The organism is Enterobacter sp. RHBSTW-01064 (assembly GCF_014103035.1).
Lineage (GTDB): Bacteria > Pseudomonadota > Gammaproteobacteria > Enterobacterales > Enterobacteriaceae > Enterobacter > Enterobacter mori.
This window is the reverse complement of record NZ_JABXOU010000007.1, coordinates 108,005-131,519: the sequence shown is the minus strand read 5'-3', so window position 1 is coordinate 131,519 and position 23,515 is coordinate 108,005. Positions and strand designations below refer to the sequence as shown.

The window sequence follows — 23,515 nt, the reverse complement described above, 5'->3', positions numbered from 1 at the left end:
CTTAAAAGGTGGAAACATTAACAGGTCTTAGCTGCCGAACCAGATGGTCGCGGATACCGCAGGCAGCGCCAGCACGCCGTCCTGTATCGTCGCCTTGCCCTCTTTAATTTTCCACGTCGCTACCTTCAGCAGCGGTGAATCATCCAGCACCACTTCGCAGGCCTCTCCCCGGTTGATGGCGATCAGCACGCGTTGCTGGTTATAGACGCGGGCAAACACCACCACGTTATCGTGCGCATAGACCACCTGACAGCCGCCGTAGCGCAGAGCCTGATTCTGTTTACGCAGCTTCGCCAGCCGCTGATACAGGCTGAACAGCACCTTGTCCTGTTTCGCCGGCTCCCACGGGAAGGTTTTGCGGCAGAACGGATCGTTGTTGCCGTCCAGCCCCACTTCGTCTCCGTAATAAATACACGGCACCCCAGGCCAGGTGAAGAGCCAGGTCACCGCCAGCGGCAGACGCGCCACATCCTTGCCGAGCAGGGATTTAAAGCGTGCGGTGTCGTGGCTATCGAGCTGGTTAAACATCCGCAGCTGCTGCTGATGAGACAGACCGGCGCGATAGTTCTCCATCCACGCCATGCAGGTTTCAGCGTCGATATGGTTCGGATCGTAGGAGATATCGGTGTTAGCGAGGAATCCCCACAGCGGGAAGGTAAAGCCGCGATAGTTCATCGCCGCATCTTCCGCATCGTTCTGCAGCCACTGGCGCGCGTCGCCAAAGTGCTCGCCGAAGACAAACGCTTCAGGCTGGGCCGCTTTTGCCGAGCACGTGATCCCGGCGACGTGCTGAAGGTTGTTCCGCGCCCCGCCCGCTTCACCGAGCATATGCACCACGTCCAGACGCCAGCCATCCATGTTCCACGGCGCTTTCAACCAGTGGCGGACGATGCTGTCTTCGCCGCCGTAAATTTCATTCACGAGCGTTGGCGACTGGAAATCCAGCTTCGGCAGGCTGGCGTAACCCAGCCAGTCCAGCGCGCGGCCCTCCTCGTTAAAGCTGTACCAGTCGCGCTGCGGCGAGTCCGGGTTATGACATGCCCCGCCCATCGACTGATTATGACGGTCAAACCAGGCGTGCGAATCTCCGCTGTGGTTGAACACGCCGTCCAGGATCAGGCGCATGCCTTCGTTTTGGGTGTTCTTGCGCAGGCGCAGCAGCGCCTCGTCACCGCCAAACTGCGCGTCAACGTGGCGATAATCTTCGGTATCGTATTTGTGCACGCTCGGGGCTTTAAATACGGGGTTGAGATACAGCGCCGTCACGCCAAGCTTTTTCAGGTACGGCAGTTTTTCGCTGATGCCGTCGAGATCGCCGCCGTAAAAGGTCGAGCCGCCAGCCTGCGCCGTCACCGGGTCATCCCACGCTTTCATAATGACGTCGTGACCCGCCGCGTGGTGGTAATAAACCTTATCCTGCTGTGCGGTGCGCTTTTCGCTGCGCGCAAAGCGGTCCGGGAAAATCTGGTAAAAGACCTGATCGTTAACCCACTGCGGGCCGTTATCCGGATAATCGACCGCGAACTGCTCCAGCCGTGCGGGCGGGAAACGGCTAAACCCCTGCGGGGTAAACCACAGCTGGCGGTTATTCCACAGCAGTTTGAAGCTGTAACGGCGACGCGGCTGTCCGCTATTCAGGTCGATATTCGCCCGCCACGCCGTGATCCCCGGCTGCGGCTGGCTGCGCAGCTTGTGCATTTTCAGCCCGGTCTCTTCGTTATCTATTTCAGCGCGGAGTGTCACCCGTTCAGGCTGATTTTCCCCCGCCAGCCAGAGCGTAATCACAAGGTTGTCTTTGTTTTGCTTAACAAATGGGGCAACCGGAAGGTGCCAGGCATTTAACATCACGAATCCCCTTTGATGAAATTGACGTCACCTTGCCACAGGGTGGTTAAGGATAGCTCACCATGACGTGATTTATTGGGGGGAGGAGGACGGGGGAGGAGGTAAAATTTCCTCCCCCACAAGGCTGAGGAATCCCCAGTCATTTTTTTACTTGAAGCGATAAACGTTGCTTCAGCAAAATTAATGACTTACAGCGACGCCCTGGTCCGGCTGTAAATCGCCGAAGCGTTTCCGTAAGGCTGGGGCGAGGCGCAGGGATGCGCCGAGAGGGCGTGGCCTGCAGGGATGCAGGCTCATGCCCGACCCGATAGCCTGAAGGAATAAGCTGAGGGCACCGCGAAGCGGCGATTTACCGCCGGGAGCCCGGGTCGCCAGGGTGGTGGCGATTGAGCCACCCTGGCACGTTCACCGGTCATGTCGTTGCAGAGTAGCAAGGAATATAAAGTGAACGGAATAACCACCACAGCCGTATGTTCCCCCCTCACCCCAGCCCTCTCCCTCAAGGGAGAGGGGGTCGTCGGTGCAAATATCATTTTGGGGGGATTCCTCACCCCACAGGGAGAGGGGAAAAGAATGTTACTGTGCTTCCGCCAGCTGACGATCGCGGCGGCATTTGAACATCCAGCCCACCAGCAGCAGAACAATCCACGCGAAGCCCACGTACAGGGAAATACGGGTGTCCGGGTGGTAGCCAATCAGGCCAATGATAAACACCAGGAAGATCAGCCCAACGACGGTGGTTGCCACCCCGCCCGGTACTTTGAACTTCAGCGCTTTCGCCTCATCCGGCGACAGGCGGCGGCGGAACGCAATCTGCGACAGCAGGATCATGATCCACACCCACACCGTCGCGAAAGTCGCCAGCGATGCAATCACCAGGAAGACGTTTTCCGGCATGATGTAGTTCAGGTAAACCGAGAACAGCAGCGCCACGGTCATGACCACGACGGTCACCCACGGCGTGCCGCGGCGTGAGGTTTTGGCGAACACCTTCGGCGCGCTGCCCTGCTCCGCCATGCCGTGCAGCATACGGCCCACGCCAAAGACGTCGCTGTTGATCGCGGAAAGCGACGCGGTCAGCACCACAAAGTTGAGAATGCTGGCGGCAAAGGCGATGCCCATGTGCTGGAAGGTCAGAACAAACGGGCTGCCGTTGGTGCCCACCTGGTTCCACGGGTAGATGGACATGATCACGAACAGCGTACCCACATAGAACACCAGAATACGCATCGGCACCGAGTTAATGGCGCGCGGAATGGATTTCTCCGGGTCTTTCGCTTCACCAGCGGTAATACCGATAATCTCGATACCGCCGTAGGCAAACATGACCATTTGGAGCGACATCACCATGCCGAGCCAGCCGTTACTGAAGAAGCCGCCGTTGCTCCACAGGTTATGGATACCGGTCGGCTGGCCGCCGTTACCAATACCCCAGATGATGATGCCGAAACCGGCGAGGATCATGATGATAATGGTCGCGACTTTAAAGAAGGAGAACCAGAACTCCAGCTCACCAAACACCTTCACGCTCATCAGGTTGACGGCGCAGATAATCAGCACCACGCTCAGCACCCATATCCAGTGTGGCACCGCCGGGAACCAGACGCCCATATAAATGCCAAACGCGGTCACGTCGGCAATCGCCACAATCAGGATTTCAAAGCAGTAGGTCCAGCCGGTGATAAACCCGGCCAGCGGGCCTAAGTTTTCCTGCGCGTAGCGCGAGAAGGAGCTGGCAGACGGGTTGTGAACCGACATCTCACCCAGCGCGCGCATGATGATATAGGCCGCCACGCCGCCGATGATGTACGCCAGCAGAACGCTGGGACCGGCCATTTTGATGGCATCTGCCGAGCCATAAAAAAGACCGGTGCCGATAGCCGAGCCCAGCGCCATAAAGCGGATGTGGCGCGTGCTCAATCCACGTTTAAGTTTGTTAGTGCTTTCCATTTAAATCTTGCCATTCAACACGAAAAAAACAAAAAACCACGGGGCCTTAAGCCCCGTGGTTAAACAGTTTGTTGCCGTTGATTAATGGGCGTTCGATGCGACCTGACGCCCTGCAGCACGGTCCCAGATAATCGCCAGAACCAGTGCAACAACGGTAGGCATCAGCCAGGCCAGGCCTTGCTCAGACAGCGGCAGACGCTGTGTCCACGCAGGCAGAATGTCTGCGAAAGCTGATGCTTTAATCCCGTCAAGGATACCAAAAATCAGGCTGATAAACATGGCTGGCGCAATAATTCGCGACGAGTTGTTCCACCACGGGCGAGTAAAGCTCAGCACCACCAGCACGATACACGGCGGATAAATCGCCGTCAGTACCGGAATCGAGACCTGAATCAGGTGGCTCAGACCGAGGTTGGACACCGCCATAGAGAAGATGCCGAGGATAAACACCAGGGTGCGATAAGAGAGCGGCAGATACTGTGCGAAGAACTCTGCGCAGGCGCAGGTCAGGCCCACTGCGGTTACCAGACACGCCAGGAAGATAAGCGCCGCCAGCAGCATGCTGCCCGCACCACCGAAGGTGTGCTGAACGTAAGCGTGCAGGATAGCTGCACCGTTGGCGTTCTGATCGACCAGCATGGCGCTGTCGGAACCCAGGCGGAACAGTGCCAGATACAGCAGCGTCAGACCCACACCGGCCATCAGGCCAGCCCAGATGGTATAGCGAGTCAGCAGGCGCGCTTCAGTCACGCCGCGGGAACGCGCGGCATTGACGATAACGATACCAAACACCATCGCGCCCAGCGTATCCATCGTCAGATAGCCGTTCACAAAGCCGTTGGAGAACGCAGCATTTTTATAGGCGTCCATCGCGTCGCTAATCGGGCCTGCAGGCCAGACGATAGCGGCTACCGCGAGCACGATCAGGGCCACAATTTTCAGCGGCGCCAGGAAGTTACCCACGGTATCCAGCAATTTGCCCGGATAGAGGGAAACCAGAATCACAATCGCGAAGTAGATCAGGCTGTAGATAAACAGCGGCATCGCGCCGTCACCCGTCAGCGGAGCAATCCCCACTTCAAAGGAAACGGTCGCCGTACGCGGGGTCGCAAACAGCGGACCAACGGCCAGATAGCAGACGGTCGCCAGCAGAACGCCAGCCACTTTGCCAATCGGGGTGCTGAGGCTGTCCACGCCGCCACCGACTTTCGCCAGCGCGACAACGGTGAGGACCGGTAGACCCACGGCAGTAATCAGGAAACCAAACGCAGCTGTCCAGACGTGTTCACCCGCCTGTAAGCCAACCATTGGAGGGAAAATGATGTTACCTGCGCCAACGAACAGCGCAAATGTCATAAAGCCCAGCGCGATGATGTCACGCGATTTTAAGTGATGGGTCATAAAACCTTACTGCCTGTGGATGTGGTGTTGAAAACGTTGAGATTTTCGCCATCCCTGACGGGACGATACAGCGGAAAATTTGCTCAATTTCAGCGGGAAATGCTCCCGTCCTGGCGTGGAGAAGAATAGTTTTTCGATTTACCACGCAAATACAGTCGGTCTGACAGTATCTGGGGGGCAATTTAAACGCTTATAACGTTTAAAGGCAAGGAGGGATCGTAAAACCAGAACAATATGCCAGTATGAAAAAACAGACCAGCACAATGCACTAATTATAAGAAAAACCCATGGCTAATCATGCGAACAAAAAAGCATCAACCGTATAATATTCACACGCGTTTCGCTTGACTGCAAAGCAAACGGGCCAGCAAATGCTGGCCCGTGGAAAGGTAAAATGACACGCCTGCCGTCAGGCGATCTTTTTGGCAATTAATCGTTCCGGAATAACAAAGCTGAAGCGGGTTCCTTTACCCAGCGTACTCTGAATATCAAGACGGCTTTCATGATGATTCACCGCGTGTTTCACAATCGCCAGCCCCAGGCCGCTTCCCCCGGTCTGCCGCGAGCGCGCCTTATCCACACGGTAGAATCGCTCGGTCAGACGCGGTATGTGCTCAGGGGCAATCCCCGGCCCGTTGTCCTCAACGCTAAACTCAGCGCCCGCGGTAACACGCTGCCAGCGCACCACGATATGGGTCCCTTCCGGCGTATGATTCACCGCGTTATACACCAGGTTGGAGATGGCGCTGCGCAGTTCATCTTCACTGCCGAGCACCTTCAGGGTGCTGTCGACCTCAAAGCTAATTTGATGTTTTTTATGGCTTAACGTTTGCGCTTCCCGCTCCACCACCCGCAGCATCATCGGCACATCGATGGTGTCATTCAGTGCCAGTGAAGGTGCGGCTTCAATCTTCGAGAGCGTCAGCAGCTGCTTGACCAGGCCTTCCATACGGTGCGTTTGCTCGCGCATGGTGTGCAGCGCTTTTTCACGCGGCGCACCTTCGAGCGTTTGCTCCTGCATCATCTCCAGGTAGCCCTGAAGCACGGTCAACGGGGTGCGTAATTCGTGGCTCACGTTCGCGAAGAAGTTGCGTCTCGCCCCTTCCAACTGGTGCATCTGGGTGACATCCCGCGCCACCATCAGCCACTGCCGATCGCTGTAAGGCATCACGCGGATTTCCAGATGACGCCCGTTATTGAGCCTCAGATTGTGCGGCCCCGTAAAATCACGCTTTTTCAGATACAGCGTGAACTCCGGATAACGCAGCAGGTTAAGAATATTTTGCCCATTATCGTCCGGCCAGCGCAGGCCCAGAAGCTGTTGCGCCAGACCGTTACACCAGAAAATCGTACCTTCTTCAGTGGTCAGAATGACGGCATCCGGCAGCGACTCTGCGCCGCTGCGAAAGCGTTTGATTAAGCTTCCCAGCTCGCGACGACGTTTTTTATTACGCATCTGCATCTGGTGCAGGCCATACAGCAGCGGTTCCCAGCTGCCGCTTCCCGGCGGAGGGGTCATGCTTCTGTCCACCCACAGCCACCAGGAGAGGCGCAGTAAGTTCCAGAAATGCCAGACTAATAACCCGGTCACTGCCGCCAGCAAAAACCACGGCAGATGCCCAACGATGGCCCCCAGAATGAAGGCCGGAATACAGCATAAGATCAGTTCAAAGACGAGCCTTTTCCATGACAGACGTTCCAGCACGCGTCACACTCCTGTCACTGTTCAGAAACGGGTCGAAAAACGATAACCCGTACCGCGGACCGTCTGCACCATGCGATCGTGACCGCTCAGCTCCAGCGCTTTACGCAGGCGGCGAATATGCACATCAACCGTCCGGTCTTCCACATACACGTTAGTTCCCCAGACGTTATTCAGCAACTGCTCGCGACTGTAGACACGTTCAGGGTGGGTCATAAAGAAGTGCAGGAGTTTGAATTCGGTAGGCCCCATGTCGAGGGGATTTTCGCCCGTCATCACGCGGTGTGAGGTAGGGTCAAGGCTCAGGCCCTGCATCTCAATCACCTCTTCTACCGCCATCGGCGAAATGCGGCGCATAACGGCTTTGATGCGAGCAACCAGTTCTTTGGGGGAGAACGGCTTGGTGATGTAATCGTCCGCGCCGGTTTCCAGACCGCGCACGCGATCCTCTTCTTCACCGCGCGCAGTCAGCATGACCACCGGAATATCGCGGGTCATCGCTTCACGTTTAAGATGTTTGATAAACTGCAGTCCAGAGCCGCCAGGCAACATCCAGTCAAGCAGAATCAGATCGGGCCAGGGTTCATTCAGCTGGTTCACCGCGCTGTCATAATCTTCCGCTTCAACCGGCTGGAAGCCATTTTGTTCGAGCACGAAGCACACCATTTCACGAATTGGAGCTTCATCTTCTACGACCAGAATACGTCTCGCCATACTTTGCCCTGTCTTATCTTATTTAAGTTACAAGTTTGTAATGCGGCGTCATTATGCGTCAGATTTATGACAGATTTATGAAAAACATTACCACCATAAATGGCAAACTGTTGTTTTATTACAGCGGTTATTTTCCCGTCTCTGAAGGTTTATAATCCCGCTTTCTCTTTTTTGCCACGGATCAGCTATGCGCATACTTCACACCTCGGACTGGCATCTGGGTCAAAATTTTTACAGCAAAAGCCGTGCGGCTGAACATGAAGCCTTCCTGAACTGGCTGCTGGAAACGGCCCGGACGCACGAGGTGGACGCGATTATTGTGGCGGGTGACATCTTTGATACCGGCTCGCCCCCCAGCTATGCGCGTGAACTGTATAACCTCTTCGTGGTGAATCTGCAGCAAACCGGCTGTCATCTGGTGATTGTCGCCGGAAATCACGATTCTGTGGCCACGCTGAATGAATCCCGCGATATTCTGGCGTTTCTCAATACCACCGTGGTGGCCAGCGCCGGACATGCCCCGCAGATCCTGAAAAAACGTGACGGCACGCCGGGTGCGGTGCTGTGTCCCATTCCGTTTTTGCGCCCGCGGGATATCGTACAAAGCCAGGCGGGACTTTCCGGCGGCGAAAAGCAACAGCATTTATTACAGGCTATCACTGATTATTATCACCAGCAGCATACCGATGCCTGCGCCCTGCGCGGCGAAGCGGCAATCCCGGTGATCGCGACCGGGCATCTCACCACCGTGGGTGCCAGTAAAAGTGACGCCGTACGTGACATCTATATCGGCACGCTGGATGCCTTCCCGGCGCAGAACTTCCCGCCTGCCGACTACATCGCGCTCGGGCACATTCACCGGGCGCAGATCGTCGGCGGCTGCGAGCATATCCGCTATTGCGGCTCGCCCATTTCACTCAGCTTCGATGAAACAGGCAAAGCCAAATCCGTGCATCTGGTCAGTTTTACCGACGGTAAACTCAGCGCTGTCGAGACGCTGGACGTGCCCGTCACCCAGCCGCTGGCGGTGCTAAAAGGCGATCTGGCGGCCATCACTGAACAGCTTGAGCAGTGGCGTGGTGTCGAGCAGGTTCCGCCCGTCTGGCTGGATATCGAAATCACCACCGATGACTACCTGCATGATATGCAAAGGAAAATTCAGGCGCTGACGGACGATCTGCCCGTCGAGGTCTTACTGGTTCGCCGTAGCCGGGAGCAGCGCGAGAAAATTCTGTCAGGTGCGCAGCGTGAAACGCTCAGTGAACTGCGGGTCGAAGAGGTGTTTGAGCGCCGGTTGTCTCAGGAAGAGATTGACGACGCGAAGCGAGTAAGGCTCAACGAGCTGTTCACGCATACCCTGCATGCGCTTAACGATGAGGGAGAAAACGCATGAAAATTCTCAGCCTGCGCCTGAAAAACCTGAACTCGCTCAAGGGCGAGTGGAAAATCGACTTTACCGCTGAGCCGTTTGCCAGCAACGGGCTGTTTGCCATTACCGGTGCCACCGGTGCCGGGAAAACCACCCTGCTCGACGCCATCTGTCTGGCGCTTTACCACGAAACGCCACGACTGCAAAAGGTCTCTCAGGCGCAAAATGACCTGATGACGCGCGACACCGCCGAGTGCCTGGCGGAAGTGGAGTTCGAGGTAAAGGGCATCGCCTATCGCGCGTTCTGGAGCCAGAACCGTGCGCGCAATCAGCCTGACGGGAACCTGCAGGCCCCGCGCGTGGAGCTGGCACGCTGCGAGGACGGAAAAATCCTCGCCGACAAAGTGACGGATAAACTGGAACAAACGGCAGCACTTACCGGGCTGGACTACGGCCGTTTTACCCGCTCGATGCTGCTCTCTCAGGGACAGTTTGCCGCCTTCCTGAATGCCAAACCGAGCGATCGCGCGGAGCTACTCGAGGAACTTACCGGCACCGAGATCTACGGCCAGATTTCCGCCATGGTGTTTGAAAAACACAAAGCCGCGCGCAATGCGCTTGAGATGTGCGAAGCGCAAGCGGCGGGCGTTGTCCTGTTGAGTGAAGAACAGCAGCAGCAGTTGCAGCAAAGTTTGCAGGCACTTACTGACGAAGAGAAAACCCTGCTGGCGCAGCAGCAGAACCATCAGAAAGAATTTCAGTGGCTTACGCGCAGCGAGGAGCTTATCCGCGAACAGCAGCGCGCTACGACCTTACAGCAGCAGACGCAACAGGCGCTGACTGATGCAGCCCCCGATCTGGCAAAGCTCCAGCTCGCGCAACCCGCGTCCCAGCTCCGCCCGCTGTGGGAACATCAGCAAGAACAGGCATCACGCCTGGCGCAAACGAAGCACCGTATTGTTGAAGTAAATACTCGCTTACTGGAAAAAACCGTCTTGCGCTCGCGGATCCGCAACGGCGCTTTACATACTCATACGCAGCTTCAGACAGAACTGGCGACACTGGCACAGTGGCTGACAGACCACGATCGGTACCGCCTGTGGGGCCAGGAGATTGCAGGCTGGCGGGCTCACTTCTCTCAGCTAAATCGCGATAAAAATCAGCTCACTACGCTTGCTGCGCGCATCACTGAATTACGCCATAAGCTGACGGGTCTGCCAGAAAGTTCCCTCACGCTGACGGCTGACGAGGTCGCAATGGCGATGGAGCAACGGGCGCAAACCCGGTTTACGCGCCAGCGCCTGACCGCTCTCCATGCCCGCTATCAACCGCTGCAAAAACGTCAGCGCCAGAACGCCGAAAGCGTGCAAAAAGCACAGACCGGGCTGGTCGCGCTTAATGAAACGCTGGCACAGCGCCGCCAGCAGTATAAAGAAAAAAACCAGCACTATCTGGACGTTGAAACACTCTGCAGGCAGGAAGAGAAAATCAAAAGCCTTGAGGCGGAGCGTGCTCAACTCCAGGCCGGGCTACCTTGCCCGCTGTGCGGCTCCACTACCCATCCGGCCGTGACGGCATACCAGGCGCTAGAACTCAGTGAAAATCAACGCCGCCGCGACCAGTTAGCTAAAGAGGTCGCCGCACTTAAAGACGAAGGTTTGTTAGTTCTCGCCCAGGTTAACGCCCTGTCACAGCAGATCCAACGCGAGACAGACGAAGCGCAGGCGCTCTCTCAGGAAGAGCAAGCGCTCACTAAAGAGTGGCTGGAAGTGTGTGCTTCTCAGAATATTACGCTGAGTATTCAGGAGGATATTGCCCCGTGGATGAGCGAGCAGGAGCACTACGAGCAGCAGCTTTATCAGCTCAGCCAGCGTTTGACCCTACAAACCCAGCTTAGCGAGCAGGAAGAACAGGAACGTCAGTACCAGCAACAGCTGGCGGCGACGCGTCAGGCAGTGGAAACGTCCCTGCATACGCTGTCGCTGGGTATTCCGGATGCAGGCACTGAATCCGTCTGGCTCGCCTCACGTGAAAGCGAATACGCGCAGTGGCAGGAGAAACAGACCCAGCATGGCGCGACGCTGGAACGTATTAACGCCCTGACGCCGCTGCTCGATACCCTTCCGGCAACGGAGGCCACTGAAGCCGAAACGGCGATCCCCGCGAACTGGCGCGAAATTCACGACGAATGCGTGTCGCTGCAAAGTCAGCTTACCGCGCAGCAACAGCAGGTGGCGCTGGAGAACGAACGTTTGCAGCAGTCACAGGCGCAATTTGCCACGGCACTGGCGGCAAGTTGTTTTGAGGATCAAGACGCGTTCCTTTCTGCGCTGCTGGATGCCGACACCGTTCGACGCCTTGAGCAGCTAAAGCAGACGCTGGAAAACCAGGTACAGCAGGCGACAGCGCTCTCCGCGCAAGCGACCCGGCAGCGAGAGGACCATCAGGCGCTGCGCTCGGAAGGGCTGGACGCCGATGTTCAAACATTACAAACGCAATTGCAGCAACTGGCACATCAACTTCGTGAGAACACCACGCATCAGGGTGAGATCCGCCAGCAGCTCAAGCAGGACAGCGATAACCGTCTGCACCAGCAGGCGCTTATGCAGCAAATAGAAGAGGCCGCGCGCCTGGCGGACGACTGGGGCTACCTGAATTCCCTGATTGGCTCCAGCACCGGCGACCGATTCCGTAAATTCGCTCAGGGGCTGACGCTGGATAATCTGGTCTGGCTCGCTAATCAGCAGCTTAATCGCCTGCACGGACGCTATCTGCTTCAGCGGAAAGTCAGCGATGCGCTGGAGCTGGAAGTGGTCGATACCTGGCAGGCGGACGCGGTGCGCGATACCCGTACGCTCTCGGGCGGCGAAAGCTTCCTGGTGAGCCTGGCGCTTGCCCTGGCGCTGTCGGATTTAGTGAGTCACAAGACGCGGATCGATTCCCTGTTCCTCGACGAAGGATTCGGCACGCTGGACAGCGAAACGCTGGATACCGCGCTGGATGCGCTCGACGCGCTGAACGCCACCGGCAAAACCATCGGCGTGATCAGCCACGTTGAGGCGATGAAAGAGCGCATTCCGGTGCAGATCAAGGTGAAGAAGATTAACGGGCTGGGGTATAGCAGGCTGGATAAGGTGTTTGCGGTGGAATAAATGGGGGGGCGGTGCGGTCTGGTGCCCTCACCCTGACCCTCTCCCACGGGGAGAGGGTACAAATATCAAAAACAGCAACTTGCGTTGCTGTTTTGCTTTTATTCCGGCCACAGCCACGCCGCGCCGCGCACGCCGCTGGAATCCCCGTGCACCGCTTTGCGGATCGGGGTTTCACACTCGCCGCCGAAGACCCATTGCCTGACCAGATTCGGTACCGTGGCGTACAGCCGGTCAACGTTGCTCATCCCACCGCCAAGCACGATCACATCCGGGTCGAGAATGTTAACCACGTGCGCCAGCGATTTCGCCAGCCGCATTTCATACCGGTTAAGCGCCAGTTCCGCGACCGGATCCTGTTCTTCAACCAGACGCATAATCTCATTCCCCTTCAGCGGCTGCCCGCTCAGGCGATGGTAGTCCGTAGCAAACCCCGTACCCGAAATAAAGGTCTCAATACAGCCCTGCTTTCCGCAGTAGCACGGCACTTCCGCGCGATAGTTAAGTTCGTCTTCGTCCATCCACGGTAATGGATTATGCCCCCACTCGCCCGCCGTGCCGTTGCCACCAATGTGGGCGCGACCGCCGAAGGCCACACCCGCGCCGCAGCCCGTACCGATAATGACCGCAAAAACGGTCTGGGCGCCTGCAGCTGCACCGTCGATAGCTTCCGATACCGCCAGACAGTTGGCATCGTTAGCCAGACGCACATCGCGTTTAAGACGCGCACTCAAATCTTTATCAAACGGCTGGCCGTTGAGCCACGTAGAGTTGGCGTTTTTCACCACGCCGGTGTACGGCGAGATCGACCCGGGGATCCCCATTCCAACGCTGCCCGTCTGCCCTGTTGCCTGCTCGGCCAACTCGACCAGCCGGGCAATCGTCTCGATAGTCTGGTGATAATCATCACGCGGCGTAGGCAAGCGGTGGCGAAACAGCTGTTCCCCCTGCTCGCTCAACGCAATCACTTCAGTTTTGGTGCCGCCTAAATCGATCCCAATACGCACAAGAGACTCCTCATTATTTTGATTATCAACAGAGTAGAAGCCGCCTACCCGATTAGCAATGCAAGCGATGCGACAATTCGTTATCATGCCCGCTGATTTAACGACAAGGCCGTGGAAATTATCATGCTGTGGTTCAAAAATTTGATGGTTTACCGTCTCAGCCGCGACGTTTCGCTGCGTGCAGAAGAGATGGAAAAACAGTTAGCCGCTTACACCTTTTCCCCTTGCGGTAGCCAGGATATGGCAAAAACCGGTTGGGTTCCGCCAATGGGTTCCCAAAGCGATGCCCTGACCCACGCCAGCAGCACCGGTCAAATCATCGTTTGTGCGCGTAAAGAGGAAAAAATCCTCCCTACGCCGGTCGTCAAGCAGGCGCTCGAAGCGAAAATTTTCAAGCTGGAAGCCGAACAGGGCCGCAAGCTGAAAAAGACCGAAAAAGATTCGCTGAAAGACGAAGTGCTGCACTCCCTGCTGCCTCGCGCGTTCAGCCGCTTCAGCCAGACCATGATGTGGATCGACACCGTAAACGGGCTGATCATGGTGGACTGCGCCAGCGCCAAGAAAGCAGAAGACACGCTGGCCCTGCTGCGCAAAAGCATCGGCTCTTTACCGGTCGTTCCGCTGGCGCTGGAAACGCCGATTGAGCTGACTCTGACCGAGTGGGTACGCAGCGGGACTGCCGCGCAAGGTTTCCAGATCCTGGATGAAGCAGAGCTGAAAGCCCTGCTGGAAGATGGCGGTGTGATCCGCGCGAAAAAGCAGGATCTGGTGAGCGACGAGATCGCCGTACACATTGAAGCGGGCAAAGTCGTGACCAAGCTGGCACTCGACTGGCAGCAGCGCATTCAGTTCATGATGTGCGATGACGGCTCGGTGAAACGCCTCAAGTTCTGCGATGAGCTGCGCGATCAGAACGAAGATATCGACCGGGAAGATTATGCCCAGCGTTTTGACGCGGACTTCATCCTGATGACCGGCGAGCTGGCCGCGTTGATTCAGAATCTGGTGGAAGGTCTCGGCGGCGAAGCGCAGAGATAACAGACAAAACGTAGGCCGGGTAAGCGTTAGCGCCACCCGGCTTATTTTTTTATTTCAGATAGCGGCACAGATAAGAGGTAGGCTCAGCAACCTGCAGATGGAATTCACTGTGGGCAGGGACGTTGAATACTTGCCCGGCAGCGTAAACTTTCCATTCCGTTTCACCCGGCAGTAACACGTTCAGCGCGCCGCTCACAACCGTCATCTCTTCTGCTTCCGCAGTGCCAAAGGTATATTCCCCTTCCGCCATAACGCCGACACTGGCGCGGCCAGTGCTGCTGCTGGTAAAACCGATGGATTTCACTTTACCGGAAAAGTATTCGTTACTTTGAAGCATGAACTGGCCCTTATATTTATAGATAAAAATCCACTATAGGGGCCATGCTCATGGCCTGTCACGCAAAATCATTACACCAGTAATTCAGACGCCAGACGCGCCATCAGAACATTGGACAACAGCACCGGTATATCGAGTGCTTTTTGCAGTAAATCGCGATGGTGCTGATGGAAGCCGAGACAGTCCAGAATCAACACATCCGCACCTCTCTCCATCAGCTCCCGTCCTGCGGCAATAAGCGCCGCTTCACTGTCCCAGAACGGATTAGCCAGCGCATACAGCGGGACTTTTTCCAGCACCTGCCATTTTGCCTCCTGGTTATCCATGAGTTCTTCGATGGGAACAATGACCCCCACCTGATGACCGTCGACAATCGAGGCCACCAGCGGCGGAATAATTCTCATCGGTTCCAGCAAAATCGCATTACGCGCAACCAGTCCTGTTATCGGTGCCGTGCTCATTAATAAAATGACGTCGTAACCCTGATTATCGAGCACTTCAATAACACCCTGAAGCGCGCGCTCGATTTTCTGGCGTGACACATGCGCCAGTTTACCGTCACTTAATAACGTCGCCAGGGGATCCTCCCCTTCATCCAGCGCGTAGTCTTCCATGACCTCTTCACGGCTCATCTTACCCAACAGGCTAAGATGAGCGATCTGTTGCTCAGAGACATGCTCGGTTAAGAGCGGTAATACTTCGCTTACAGGGACCACACCAATAGTGAGGATCGCCAATGTCGCCTTCATTTTGATCGCCTTCCATTACTACCACAACCGTTACACAGGTACAGGCTCACTACGCTGCACCGTTCGTTTTTTCAACAAAACAGCACCAAGCGTAGCAGGGGATCTCTGCACCGAAATGTAAAGATCCCAGGCCCATGCCGAATCACCCTGTAATAACTAAATATTAACCCGTGCTTAACATTCACGATGCGTTAAAAGTGTGATTCAGGCACGGTTTTGCGTGGTTTAGGAATTTAATCAGGACTTATCGGGATCTTCGTAACGCCGTTTCGCATCCAGCGCTTCTTGTTCGGTTTCATGTTCGCTGATCAGCGAATCGGGTTTGGGGTGATCGGCACGCAGCTGATACCAGGTCACGGTATGGTCGGCATGACCCTTTTCAACGGTAACAATGCGTGCTTCACGCGGATAGGGAGGTCTGGTTGGCATAGCTCATCCTTTTTTTATGTCTGAGCTATGAGTATAGACGGCCGTTAGCTGGCGCAGGCCAAACGAAGGGCGGTAATAATCTGAATAACAACCTGTTCAGGTGAAGCAGAGGCATCCACAACGTGGTGTGCCGCCTCGCGGTATAACGCATCGCGTTCCGCAAGCACCTCGCTCACTTCTTCGCTGAGCGGCTTCGCGGTCAGCGCAGGACGCTGCCCCGCTTCCGGAAACGCTTCAAGACGTCCAACCAGGGTAGAGACCGCCGCGCAGAGATAAATCACAATCCCTTTTTCGCGCATAAACTGCCGGTTGTACTCCGCCAGGATAATGCCCCCACCCGTTGCAATGATAGTCGCAGGCGACGTTACCGCTTCCAGCGCGGCGGTTTCACGCGCGCGAAAGCTCTCCCAGCCCTCTTTTTCGACAATCTCTGCGATGGTTTGAGCCGCATGTTCCTGAAGCCAGTGATCGGTATCAACAAATTGACTCTGGCACACGCGCGCCAGTTCCAGGCCAACGGTGGTTTTCCCACAGCCGCGAGGGCCAACTAAAAAGATGGGTGGGTTCATAACCAGGTGTTTCCCCTTGATGCCGGAAGGCTGAAGACTGTAAAGAAATGATTGCAGAAGATGTTGCGTTTACTTTACTGCAAAGCGGTACGGGATGACAACCCTGTGGAGGCCACACTGTACCACATTTTGACAATGGTTATCATTACGCCGTGCGGCGCTTCACTTCCAGCAGCCATTTATCCAGCTCGGCAGCAAACTGCTGACGGTCACGCTGAGACAGGCTATCAGGCCCGCCAGTCTGCACGCCGCTGGCGCGCATGGTGTCCATAAAATCGCGCATGGTGAGCTTTTCGCGAATAGTCGACGGCGAATAACGTTCACCACGCGGGTTCAGCGCTGCCGCCCCTTTATCCAGCACTTCTGCGGCCAGGGGAATATCCGCTGTGATCACTAAATCCTCGGCGCTGCACAGACGCACAATCTCATTATCCGCCACATCGAACCCGGCCGGTACGCGCAAAGAGCGGATGAACCGGGAAGGTGGCACGCGTATATTCTGGTTCGCCACCAGCGTTAATGGCATCTGTACGCGCTCGGCGGCGCGGAACAAAATCTCTTTAATCACATTCGGACAGGCATCCGCATCAACCCAAATCGCCATATTGTCACCCTTGTATCGCATTGACGGCTATTGTCGCCTGCTTTTCGTTGTTAAGCTATAAACCTATCAATCAGAGATAACAACGCATAATAACGGAGAGACGTGATGGACAAGAAAATCGGGTTTATCGGCTGCGGTAACATGGGCAAAGCCATCCTGGGTGGCCTGATCGCCAGCGGGCAGGTACTGCCGGGACAGATTTGGGTCTACACCCCATCACCGGATAAAGTCGCGGCGTTGCGTGATGAGTACGGTATCAACGCCGCCGAAAGCGCGCAGGACGTCGCCCAGGTCGCGGATATCGTCTTTGGTGCCGTGAAGCCGAACATCATGATCAAAGTGCTGAGCGATATCACCTCCAGCCTGAATAAAGAGACGCTGGTGGTGTCCATTGCCGCCGGTGTGACGCTCGACCAGCTGGCTCGCGCGCTCGGTCACGACCGTAAAATCGTCCGCGCGATGCCAAATACCCCTTCTCTGGTCAACGCCGGGATGACATCTATCACCCCTAACGCGCTGGTCACCGCCGAAGACGTGGCGGATGTCCTGAACATTTTCCGCTGCTTCGGTGAGGCAGAAGTCATTTCTGAAGCGATGATCCATCCGGTTGTCGGCGTAAGCGGTTCAGCCCCTGCGTATGTCTTTATGTTTATTGAAGCGATGGCGGATGCCGCGGTGCTGGGCGGTATGCCGCGCGCGCAGGCGTATAAATTTGCCGCGCAGGCCGTCATGGGCTCCGCCAAAATGGTGCTCGAGACGGGTAAACATCCGGGTGAACTGAAGGATATGGTCTGCTCTCCGGGCGGCACAACGATTGAAGCCGTGCGCGTGCTGGAAGAGCACGGATTCCGTGCTGCCGTCATCGAGGCGATGGCAAAATGCATGGAAAAATCAGAGAAGCTGAGTAAATCCTGATAAACAGAGCCGGGCGTCAGGCTGCCACTTCGGTGCGACCTCGTCCGGCATTTTTCGCTTTATAGAGGGCAACATCTGCTGCTTTTAACCATTCGCGGTAGTGTCCGAATTGCGGTCCCCAGGGGGCAACCCCGACGCTAATACGGATCCTTTCTGAAGGTGCTCCGGGTAGCGGCATGTTGACCAGACGTTCGTGTACGCGGGACATCGCGGCAATAGCACTTTCCGCAGGCGTACCGGACATAATCACGGCAAATTCATCCCCACCAAAACGGCCAATAAAATCACACGAGCGTAGCGTCAACTGCAGCTGGCGGGTGATAGCCACTATCGCTTCATCGCCGACGTCATGGCCCCATGTATCGTTAATGCTCTTAAAGTGATCAATGTCGATGAGCAATATTGTCGCCGTTTGATGGCTGCGACGGCATTGCTCATATTCATTGCGCAAAAGCGTTTCCCAGTGGCGGCGATTGAACACCCCCGTCATCCCGTCGCGCGTGCTCATTAGCTCAAGCCGCCGTTTATGCTCAGCCAGCCGAACCGCCGTCCGGTGACTGACCCAGGCAAACAGCATCGGGTACAGCATCAGAACCGGTAGCGTCAGCCACCACTCCAGCGGCTCAGAATAAAGCGTAATCATGCTGCCGTTCAGCTGCAGCGTGACCAAAGCGGAAAACAGGATAATGATAATACCGGCAATAAACAGCCGAAAACCGCCCGATCCCATCATATTCATGCCGATCATCATGATCAGCGCCGCCGTGGGCAGCGCATTCAGGCCCATCAGGCCAATCCAGACACCGGCGATGATTGCATCTACCTTCAGGTTAACGATTTCACTGCAAAACGGTTGGGATGAGCGGCAGGCAAGTTGCCAGGCGAGATGTGGCCAGACGAAGGCCCACCCCACCAGTAATAACCACCAGCCGCCTGGGAGAAAATGGGTAACCAGCACACCCGCAATCGGGAAAAACATGGCTGCCAGCCCCACCACGCGCGCCAGCCGGATCCGCCGGCAAAATCGTATCCCGGAGCGGTGTGAGTCATCCTGAGAAAGATGTTTATTCCACTCTTCCTGAATGCTCTCTTTGTTGTAATAGATTTCATCATTCATCATTTTTGGGAATATTCTGAAACATTTTCCCAAATTATAGAGAGGGGGATTTCGGGGAAAGTATGAAATTTCGGGTGAGCCGCGACAGCAACTCACCCGTTAGAACTACACTTTTTTCTTCAGACAGGCGCTCATGAACTTACTGCGGTCATCCCCTTTCAGGGACTGCTCGGTGGCCTTCGCATTACACTCGCGCATTTTTTGCTGCTGCGGCGTCAGGCTTTTTTCATCCGGTTTCGAGGCACCGTTTTTAAGGCAGTCGCTCATGTAGGTCTTACGGGCATCGCCCTTCAGAGATTGCGAGGTCGCCTGTTGATTACAGGTTGTCATACGCTGCTGCTGGGGCGTAAAGGTCTTTTCTTCCGCATGCGCAGAAGCCATCAAGAACACGCCTGAGAGTAAGGTAACCAGTATTGTCGTTTTCATTGCACTATCCTTTATGTGAATTTCCACTCTAAGTCTGGTTCGTGACGGGGAAAATACCACCCGGCAGCCACGATTTCCGCCGGGTGACGAACTTATTTCAGCCTCAGCGCGGCCTTCATGGTGTAGAACAGATCGGTCTGGTCAGTCAAACCCACCACGTTCGCAGCATGTGGGCCGTACGCCGCGATGCGCAGCTGTGTGCCGGTATGTTCCATAGACTCTTCTTCAGAATTGCCATAGCTCATCACCATCACGGCACCGTCTTTGGTCGTCAGCGCCTGCGTCAGACCCGGTGCTTTGGTATCGGGAGGGATAATCTGGCTTGAATGCGCGTGGTCAGCGGTGACCACCACCAGCGTGTTACCGTCTTTCTTCGCAAACTCGAGCGCTTTTTGCACCGCTTCGTCGAGATCCACCGTTTCGCCAATCTGCCCGCACGGGTTCGCCGCGTGGTCTTGCTTATCGATTGACGCCCCTTCTACCTGCAGGAAGAAGCCTTTTTCGCTCTTGCTCAGCAGAGAGATGGCTTTGTCCGTCATCGCCGCCAGCGTAGGAACGCTGTCATTCCGTTTCGGGTTTGGCGTACAGGTCACCGCTGGCTTATCGATATTGCCGTGGTACGAGGCTTTTGGCCCTTCCCAGCGCACCGGCATGTTGCCGTCAGAGAACAGTCCCAGCAGCGGTTTGTCCTGGTTTGCTTCGGTAATCGCCGCCAGAGAAGCCGCATCGCTTACCAGCTGATAGCCGCGCGCCTGCGCCTGCTCGCGCAGCGTTTTACCCTGCCACTCACCGGCCGTCGCCGTTTCGGCAAAGGTTTTCGCCCCACCGCCCAGCGTCACGTCAGGGCGCGCGTTCAGCATCTGTTCTGTAATCGAGCCTTTACCGCCGTTTTCCAGCGCATTGGTCGGACATTTTTCGCGGGTCACCGACGGGCCATAGCATTTACGCGAGGTCACGTGCGACATCAACGCGGCCGGGGTGGCATCCTGAAGCTCAGCGGTAGAGACGTTGCCGGTTGCCAGCCCCGCCGCTTTCGCCATTTCCAGAATGGTTTGATGATCTTTCTCGTGAATATCGACGCCCAGCGCGCCATTATAGGTTTTCACACCGGTTGCCCACGCCGTTGCTGATGCGGCTGAATCCGTGACGTAATCCGGTTTACCGGTTTTTTTATCCAGCGAGTAATGGGTATATTGTCCCGTCAGAGGCAGCGCATCGATGCCTTTAAAATAGCCGCCCGCTCCTTCGGCATAATTTCTCGCCGCCGTAATTTCGGAATCCCCCATTCCGTCGCCAATCAGCAGAATAATATTTTTAGCGGGGTTTTCATTCAGAGAAGCGCGAATGGCGGCAGTCTGATCCTCTGAGAGACGGCGCGCACCACCGGGCTGGGTGATATCCCCCTGCGCAGCACGATGTTCGAGGACGTTCATATTCGCGGTTTCAGCGTGAATAGCAGGGGCAAATAACAGCGGGATTAATGCGATAAAAAGCGCGCTCTGTTTCACTTTATTTTCTCCATGTACAAATACATAAAAATAAAAACAGAGCGACTATAGGCAACCGGCATGACATTTCTATGACAGCCCGTCACGCATTGTGACAGTTTAGCTGCGCGGATGCCTTAACAGCTTTTTTATGTATTGATGGAGCATTTCGGCGTCCTCAGGTGGAACCTGTGAATCAGGTTTGGCGTTGTCCAGCGCGCTTTCAATGCTGTCAATTAACGCCTGTTGATCCTGGGCAGCCATATGTCTGAGTAGCGCGGTGACGACTATTTCCAGCGCCTCAACCTGGGCGACCAATTCTTTCGACTCTTCTTCCTTTTGTGCAAGCTTAACCAACAACTCAGTAATGAGATTCTTCATGGTGCTATTTCCTTATGGGTTTTCCCTGAAATTAGCACTCTCAATGATTTATGCAAAGAGGAGAAAAGTATTATCTTATGCAAAAGTGACGTTACGTCAAAAATAGCGTAGCGCGCACCGCAGCGAAACGTTTTTCTATAACAACAGGCCGCTTTTTGTTATATAAAAAAGCGGCAGCCATAAAAATATATAATACATCCCCAGGGTTAACGGGCTCCTTTTGCCTCCGCTAATTGTCTGCGACGACGCAGTGCAATAGCCAGCTGGATAATATTTATCAACACCACCACAGCCGTCGCGGCAAATACCCAACGGAAACCGGCCATCGCGGAAACGGATGCACCAATAAGCGGACCGGCGACGTTGCCCAAATACATAAACGACTGGTTGTAACCAAAAATACGCCCGGTGACCTGGTCACTGGAATATTTCACCAGCAGTGTTTGCACGGCGGGCAACATGGCTCCATCGGCAAAACCAAGCAAGAAGCGCAGAACGCCAAGCTGAAGCGGGGTCGTTACGAACGACATAGCGAAAAAGAGTATGACCGCAAATATCAGCGTGGCCATCAGGATGCGCGCCGTGCCAATCCTGTCGCCCAGTTTGCCAAGCCGCGGCGCAGAGATCAGAGCCGACACGCCAGGCACCGCCGCAATCAACCCCGCGAGAAAGGCGATATTGCTGCTGTCTGGCTCCATCGACTTGATAAACAGCGCCAGAATAGGCCCGACGGAACCATTACACAGCTGGATCACCATGGTGGTGACAAAAAGGCTGATCATCAGGCCGGGATAAGGCAGCGAGGCAAAGACCGCCCTGCCGCTCAGGCGTTCTGATTTGCTGACAACGGGACGGCCCCCTTCTTTGATCAGGAAAAGCGTCACCAGAAAACTGATCACCAGCAGTATCGCGGTGATGAAAAATACCGCTCTCAGCCCCACGTGATCCGCGAGGAATCCCCCCAGCAGCGGTCCGCCGATGACCCCGCTGATCTGCGCGGTAGAGAGCGTACTCAGCGCCCAGCCGCTACGTTCACGCGGCACCTGCGAGGCCACCAGCGCCATCGCGTTCGGAATATACCCGGAAGTCAGCCCCATGATTGCCCGCAGGATAAACAGCTGCCAGACGTTGGTGGCAAAGGCCTGAAGCAAAATGGCGATCGCCATACCGAGGGATGCACGCAGCAGCATCAGCTTGCGGCCTTTTCTGTCCGCCAGGCTGCCCCACATCGGCGAGACGATGGCCGAAACCAGAAACGTGACGCTGAACGTCAACCCTGACCACATAGAGAGGGCTTCATGGGAGGTCACCCCCAGCTGAGACACGTACAGCGGCAGAAAGGGTAAAATCTGGCTAATGGCCAGTCCGGTAAAGAAACAGCCGAACCAGACCGAGATGAGGTTAACTTTCCAGGATTCCATAACAGAAATAGTCTTCATTTTTAGGCGAATTCGCCGACAGATTAGCAAGTTACGCGCGTTGACGTCGCACCAGAGATGCGGCCTTGCTGACTTTGGTGTTTTATCTTCCCAGTCATCATATTTGTGAAACAAGTCACAAATTATCCACTTTCTGACGAAAGATTATGCTTCAGCGGCACAGGCCGAAGCCGCGCATCCCAAGATGGAAATGGTTAGCGTGGGCCGCGTTATATTCTGGCCCCAGACCGTTACCGTAATACCCACAGCTCGCCGCCAGCAGAGCCTGAAGCCACGGCTGGGTTTTAGCCGATGACCAGCCCTTCAGAATGGTGATCCGCTCACCGTTTGCCAGCCGAAATGCGCTGATGTCCAGCGCCTCTGCCGTGGCATGTTCACTGCGACGCGCATCCGGGCGGCCGTATATATTACGACAGGCATAGCTTCCCAGATGGTCGATGCGCGTAAGCTCGCTGCCCATCCAGCTTTTCGTCAGCGGCCGGGCCTGCTGACTGACAAACAGCGCAGAGCTTAATGCCAGAGGGCAACTGGCCAGAAAACTGCTGTTCAGGCTGACCGGACCGAAATTACTCACGCGCACCACGTTACTGAGCGGGCATGCTCCCGCGCTGTCAGCCACCGGCTGCGTGCGGATAAGCGCTCTTTGATTTGCTTCGGTTAGGAGGCTTTCGCAGGCCTCCGGCGTTAAGCGCCGAAGCTTAAACTGGGTGATTTTTCCGGGAGGATCGTCAAGGGTAAGCGGCGTAAAAGGGTTGTAATGAGACGGCAACCAGCGGTAACCCGCCGTTGCGACAGCCACAATAATGAAAACGGTTAGCAGACTTTTTCCTTTCACGCGCCCCCCACGATAACCCCAAAACATTATGGCAGAAGGCCGCGAAACACGC

General features: G+C 55.8%; 21 protein-coding genes. 4 read left to right on the top strand and 17 right to left on the bottom strand.

The features are described 5' to 3' along the window. Positions 1–27: 27 nt before the first annotated feature. The 5 genes from malZ to phoB all read right to left on the bottom strand — a co-directional run bounded on the left by malZ (position 28) and on the right by phoB (position 7,612). Positions 28–1,845, bottom strand: coding sequence for a maltodextrin glucosidase (gene malZ / locus HV355_RS19505; protein ID WP_182403100.1), 1,818 nt, complete (start codon positions 1,843–1,845; stop codon positions 28–30). Positions 1,846–2,421: 576 nt separating this feature from the next. Continuing rightward, positions 2,422–3,795, bottom strand: coding sequence for a proline-specific permease ProY (gene proY, locus HV355_RS19500; RefSeq protein ID WP_089599260.1), 1,374 nt, complete (start codon positions 3,793–3,795; stop codon positions 2,422–2,424). Positions 3,796–3,876: 81 nt separating this feature from the next. Then, positions 3,877–5,196, bottom strand: a complete 1,320-nt coding sequence (gene brnQ, locus HV355_RS19495; protein ID WP_010428030.1) for a branched-chain amino acid transporter carrier protein BrnQ — start codon at positions 5,194–5,196, stop codon at positions 3,877–3,879. 409 nt (positions 5,197–5,605) lie between these two features. Continuing rightward, positions 5,606–6,901, bottom strand: coding sequence for a phosphate regulon sensor histidine kinase PhoR (gene phoR / locus HV355_RS19490; protein WP_089599259.1), 1,296 nt, complete (start codon positions 6,899–6,901; stop codon positions 5,606–5,608). Positions 6,902–6,922: 21 nt separating this feature from the next. After that, a complete protein-coding gene (phoB, locus tag HV355_RS19485) occupies positions 6,923–7,612 on the bottom strand; it encodes a phosphate response regulator transcription factor PhoB (RefSeq protein WP_010428026.1) in 690 nt (229 codons plus the stop codon). Between the two features lie 187 nt (positions 7,613–7,799). Between phoB and sbcD the strand changes: the two genes are divergently transcribed. Together sbcD and sbcC are read left to right on the top strand one after the other, a co-directional pair. Beyond that, entirely contained in the window at positions 7,800–9,005 is a 1,206-nt protein-coding gene (gene sbcD, locus HV355_RS19480) for an exonuclease subunit SbcD (RefSeq protein ID WP_182403098.1), read from the top strand. Beyond that, complete coding sequence (sbcC, locus tag HV355_RS19475; RefSeq protein WP_182403096.1) at positions 9,002–12,133, top strand: exonuclease subunit SbcC; 3,132 nt, start codon at positions 9,002–9,004, stop codon at positions 12,131–12,133. The genes sbcD and sbcC overlap by 4 nt, the downstream gene beginning before the upstream one ends. A 98-nt stretch (positions 12,134–12,231) precedes the next feature. On the opposite strand, the gene mak is transcribed toward sbcC, so the two are convergent. Beyond that, entirely contained in the window at positions 12,232–13,137 is a 906-nt protein-coding gene (gene mak / locus HV355_RS19470; RefSeq protein WP_182403094.1) for a fructokinase, read from the bottom strand. A 123-nt stretch (positions 13,138–13,260) separates the two neighbouring features. On the opposite strand from mak, the gene rdgC reads away from it, so the two are divergent. Then, positions 13,261–14,175, top strand: coding sequence for a recombination-associated protein RdgC (rdgC, locus tag HV355_RS19465; RefSeq protein WP_010428018.1), 915 nt, complete (start codon positions 13,261–13,263; stop codon positions 14,173–14,175). Positions 14,176–14,224: 49 nt separating this feature from the next. Here the strand turns inward: rdgC and ppnP are convergent, their stop codons facing one another. The 5 genes from ppnP to HV355_RS19440 form a co-directional block, all read right to left on the bottom strand. Continuing rightward, the gene (gene ppnP, locus HV355_RS19460) at positions 14,225–14,512 is read right to left on the bottom strand and encodes a pyrimidine/purine nucleoside phosphorylase (protein WP_042716688.1); all 288 of its coding nucleotides are present in this window, start codon (positions 14,510–14,512) and stop codon (positions 14,225–14,227) included. 71 nt (positions 14,513–14,583) lie between these two features. Next, positions 14,584–15,261, bottom strand: a complete 678-nt coding sequence (locus HV355_RS19455; protein ID WP_108415691.1) for an AroM family protein — start codon at positions 15,259–15,261, stop codon at positions 14,584–14,586. 237 nt (positions 15,262–15,498) lie between these two features. Further along, positions 15,499–15,690, bottom strand: a complete 192-nt coding sequence (gene yaiA / locus HV355_RS19450) for a protein YaiA (RefSeq protein WP_010428011.1) — start codon at positions 15,688–15,690, stop codon at positions 15,499–15,501. A 44-nt stretch (positions 15,691–15,734) separates the two neighbouring features. Then, positions 15,735–16,259: a shikimate kinase AroL gene (gene aroL / locus HV355_RS19445; RefSeq protein ID WP_182403092.1), complete on the bottom strand. Its 525-nt coding sequence runs from the start codon at positions 16,257–16,259 to the stop codon at positions 15,735–15,737. A 145-nt stretch (positions 16,260–16,404) separates the two neighbouring features. After that, the gene (locus HV355_RS19440) at positions 16,405–16,863 is read right to left on the bottom strand and encodes a YaiI/YqxD family protein (RefSeq protein ID WP_063441452.1); all 459 of its coding nucleotides are present in this window, start codon (positions 16,861–16,863) and stop codon (positions 16,405–16,407) included. A 105-nt stretch (positions 16,864–16,968) separates the two neighbouring features. Between HV355_RS19440 and proC the strand changes: the two genes are divergently transcribed. Then, the gene (gene proC, locus HV355_RS19435) at positions 16,969–17,778 is read left to right on the top strand and encodes a pyrroline-5-carboxylate reductase (protein ID WP_182403090.1); all 810 of its coding nucleotides are present in this window, start codon (positions 16,969–16,971) and stop codon (positions 17,776–17,778) included. 16 nt (positions 17,779–17,794) lie between these two features. Here proC and adrA read toward each other — a convergent pair whose 3' ends face one another. The 6 genes from adrA to HV355_RS19405 form a co-directional block, all read right to left on the bottom strand. Beyond that, positions 17,795–18,898 carry a diguanylate cyclase AdrA gene (gene adrA, locus HV355_RS19430; RefSeq protein WP_148400287.1) on the bottom strand — a complete coding sequence of 368 codons (1,104 nt, stop codon included), beginning with the start codon at positions 18,896–18,898 and terminating at the stop codon, positions 17,795–17,797. A 102-nt stretch (positions 18,899–19,000) separates the two neighbouring features. Next, complete coding sequence (gene psiF, locus HV355_RS19425) at positions 19,001–19,321, bottom strand: phosphate starvation-inducible protein PsiF (protein WP_174340707.1); 321 nt, start codon at positions 19,319–19,321, stop codon at positions 19,001–19,003. A gap of 92 nt (positions 19,322–19,413) precedes the next feature. Further along, positions 19,414–20,829 (bottom strand): alkaline phosphatase, encoded by a 1,416-nt coding sequence (gene phoA, locus HV355_RS19420; RefSeq protein ID WP_174340706.1) that lies wholly within the window; start codon positions 20,827–20,829, stop codon positions 19,414–19,416. 99 nt (positions 20,830–20,928) lie between these two features. Further along, positions 20,929–21,189 (bottom strand): anti-adapter protein IraP, encoded by a 261-nt coding sequence (gene iraP / locus HV355_RS19415; protein ID WP_042716702.1) that lies wholly within the window; start codon positions 21,187–21,189, stop codon positions 20,929–20,931. A 206-nt stretch (positions 21,190–21,395) separates the two neighbouring features. Next, positions 21,396–22,610, bottom strand: coding sequence for a multidrug efflux MFS transporter (locus HV355_RS19410; RefSeq protein ID WP_174340705.1), 1,215 nt, complete (start codon positions 22,608–22,610; stop codon positions 21,396–21,398). A 169-nt stretch (positions 22,611–22,779) separates the two neighbouring features. Continuing rightward, the gene (locus HV355_RS19405; protein WP_100167144.1) at positions 22,780–23,463 is read right to left on the bottom strand and encodes an extensin family protein; all 684 of its coding nucleotides are present in this window, start codon (positions 23,461–23,463) and stop codon (positions 22,780–22,782) included. Positions 23,464–23,515 lie beyond the last annotated feature (52 nt).

What these genes read in the sequence shown, in the direction of transcription:
- malZ (WP_182403100.1), bottom strand. Translation starts at nt 1,845, where the DNA reads ATGTTAAATGCCTGGCACCTTCCGGTTGCCCCATTTGTTAAGCAAAAC.
- proY (WP_089599260.1), bottom strand. Translation starts at nt 3,795, where the DNA reads ATGGAAAGCACTAACAAACTTAAACGTGGATTGAGCACGCGCCACATC.
- brnQ (WP_010428030.1), bottom strand. Translation starts at nt 5,196, where the DNA reads ATGACCCATCACTTAAAATCGCGTGACATCATCGCGCTGGGCTTTATG.
- phoB (WP_010428026.1), bottom strand. Translation starts at nt 7,612, where the DNA reads ATGGCGAGACGTATTCTGGTCGTAGAAGATGAAGCTCCAATTCGTGAA.
- sbcD (WP_182403098.1), top strand. Translation starts at nt 7,800, where the DNA reads ATGCGCATACTTCACACCTCGGACTGGCATCTGGGTCAAAATTTTTAC.
- sbcC (WP_182403096.1), top strand. Translation starts at nt 9,002, where the DNA reads ATGAAAATTCTCAGCCTGCGCCTGAAAAACCTGAACTCGCTCAAGGGC.
- rdgC (WP_010428018.1), top strand. Translation starts at nt 13,261, where the DNA reads ATGCTGTGGTTCAAAAATTTGATGGTTTACCGTCTCAGCCGCGACGTT.
- ppnP (WP_042716688.1), bottom strand. Translation starts at nt 14,512, where the DNA reads ATGCTTCAAAGTAACGAATACTTTTCCGGTAAAGTGAAATCCATCGGT.
- HV355_RS19455 (WP_108415691.1), bottom strand. Translation starts at nt 15,261, where the DNA reads ATGAAGGCGACATTGGCGATCCTCACTATTGGTGTGGTCCCTGTAAGC.
- yaiA (WP_010428011.1), bottom strand. Translation starts at nt 15,690, where the DNA reads ATGCCAACCAGACCTCCCTATCCGCGTGAAGCACGCATTGTTACCGTT.
- aroL (WP_182403092.1), bottom strand. Translation starts at nt 16,259, where the DNA reads ATGAACCCACCCATCTTTTTAGTTGGCCCTCGCGGCTGTGGGAAAACC.
- HV355_RS19440 (WP_063441452.1), bottom strand. Translation starts at nt 16,863, where the DNA reads ATGGCGATTTGGGTTGATGCGGATGCCTGTCCGAATGTGATTAAAGAG.
- proC (WP_182403090.1), top strand. Translation starts at nt 16,969, where the DNA reads ATGGACAAGAAAATCGGGTTTATCGGCTGCGGTAACATGGGCAAAGCC.
- adrA (WP_148400287.1), bottom strand. Translation starts at nt 18,898, where the DNA reads ATGATGAATGATGAAATCTATTACAACAAAGAGAGCATTCAGGAAGAG.
- psiF (WP_174340707.1), bottom strand. Translation starts at nt 19,321, where the DNA reads ATGAAAACGACAATACTGGTTACCTTACTCTCAGGCGTGTTCTTGATG.
- iraP (WP_042716702.1), bottom strand. Translation starts at nt 21,189, where the DNA reads ATGAAGAATCTCATTACTGAGTTGTTGGTTAAGCTTGCACAAAAGGAA.
- HV355_RS19410 (WP_174340705.1), bottom strand. Translation starts at nt 22,610, where the DNA reads ATGGAATCCTGGAAAGTTAACCTCATCTCGGTCTGGTTCGGCTGTTTC.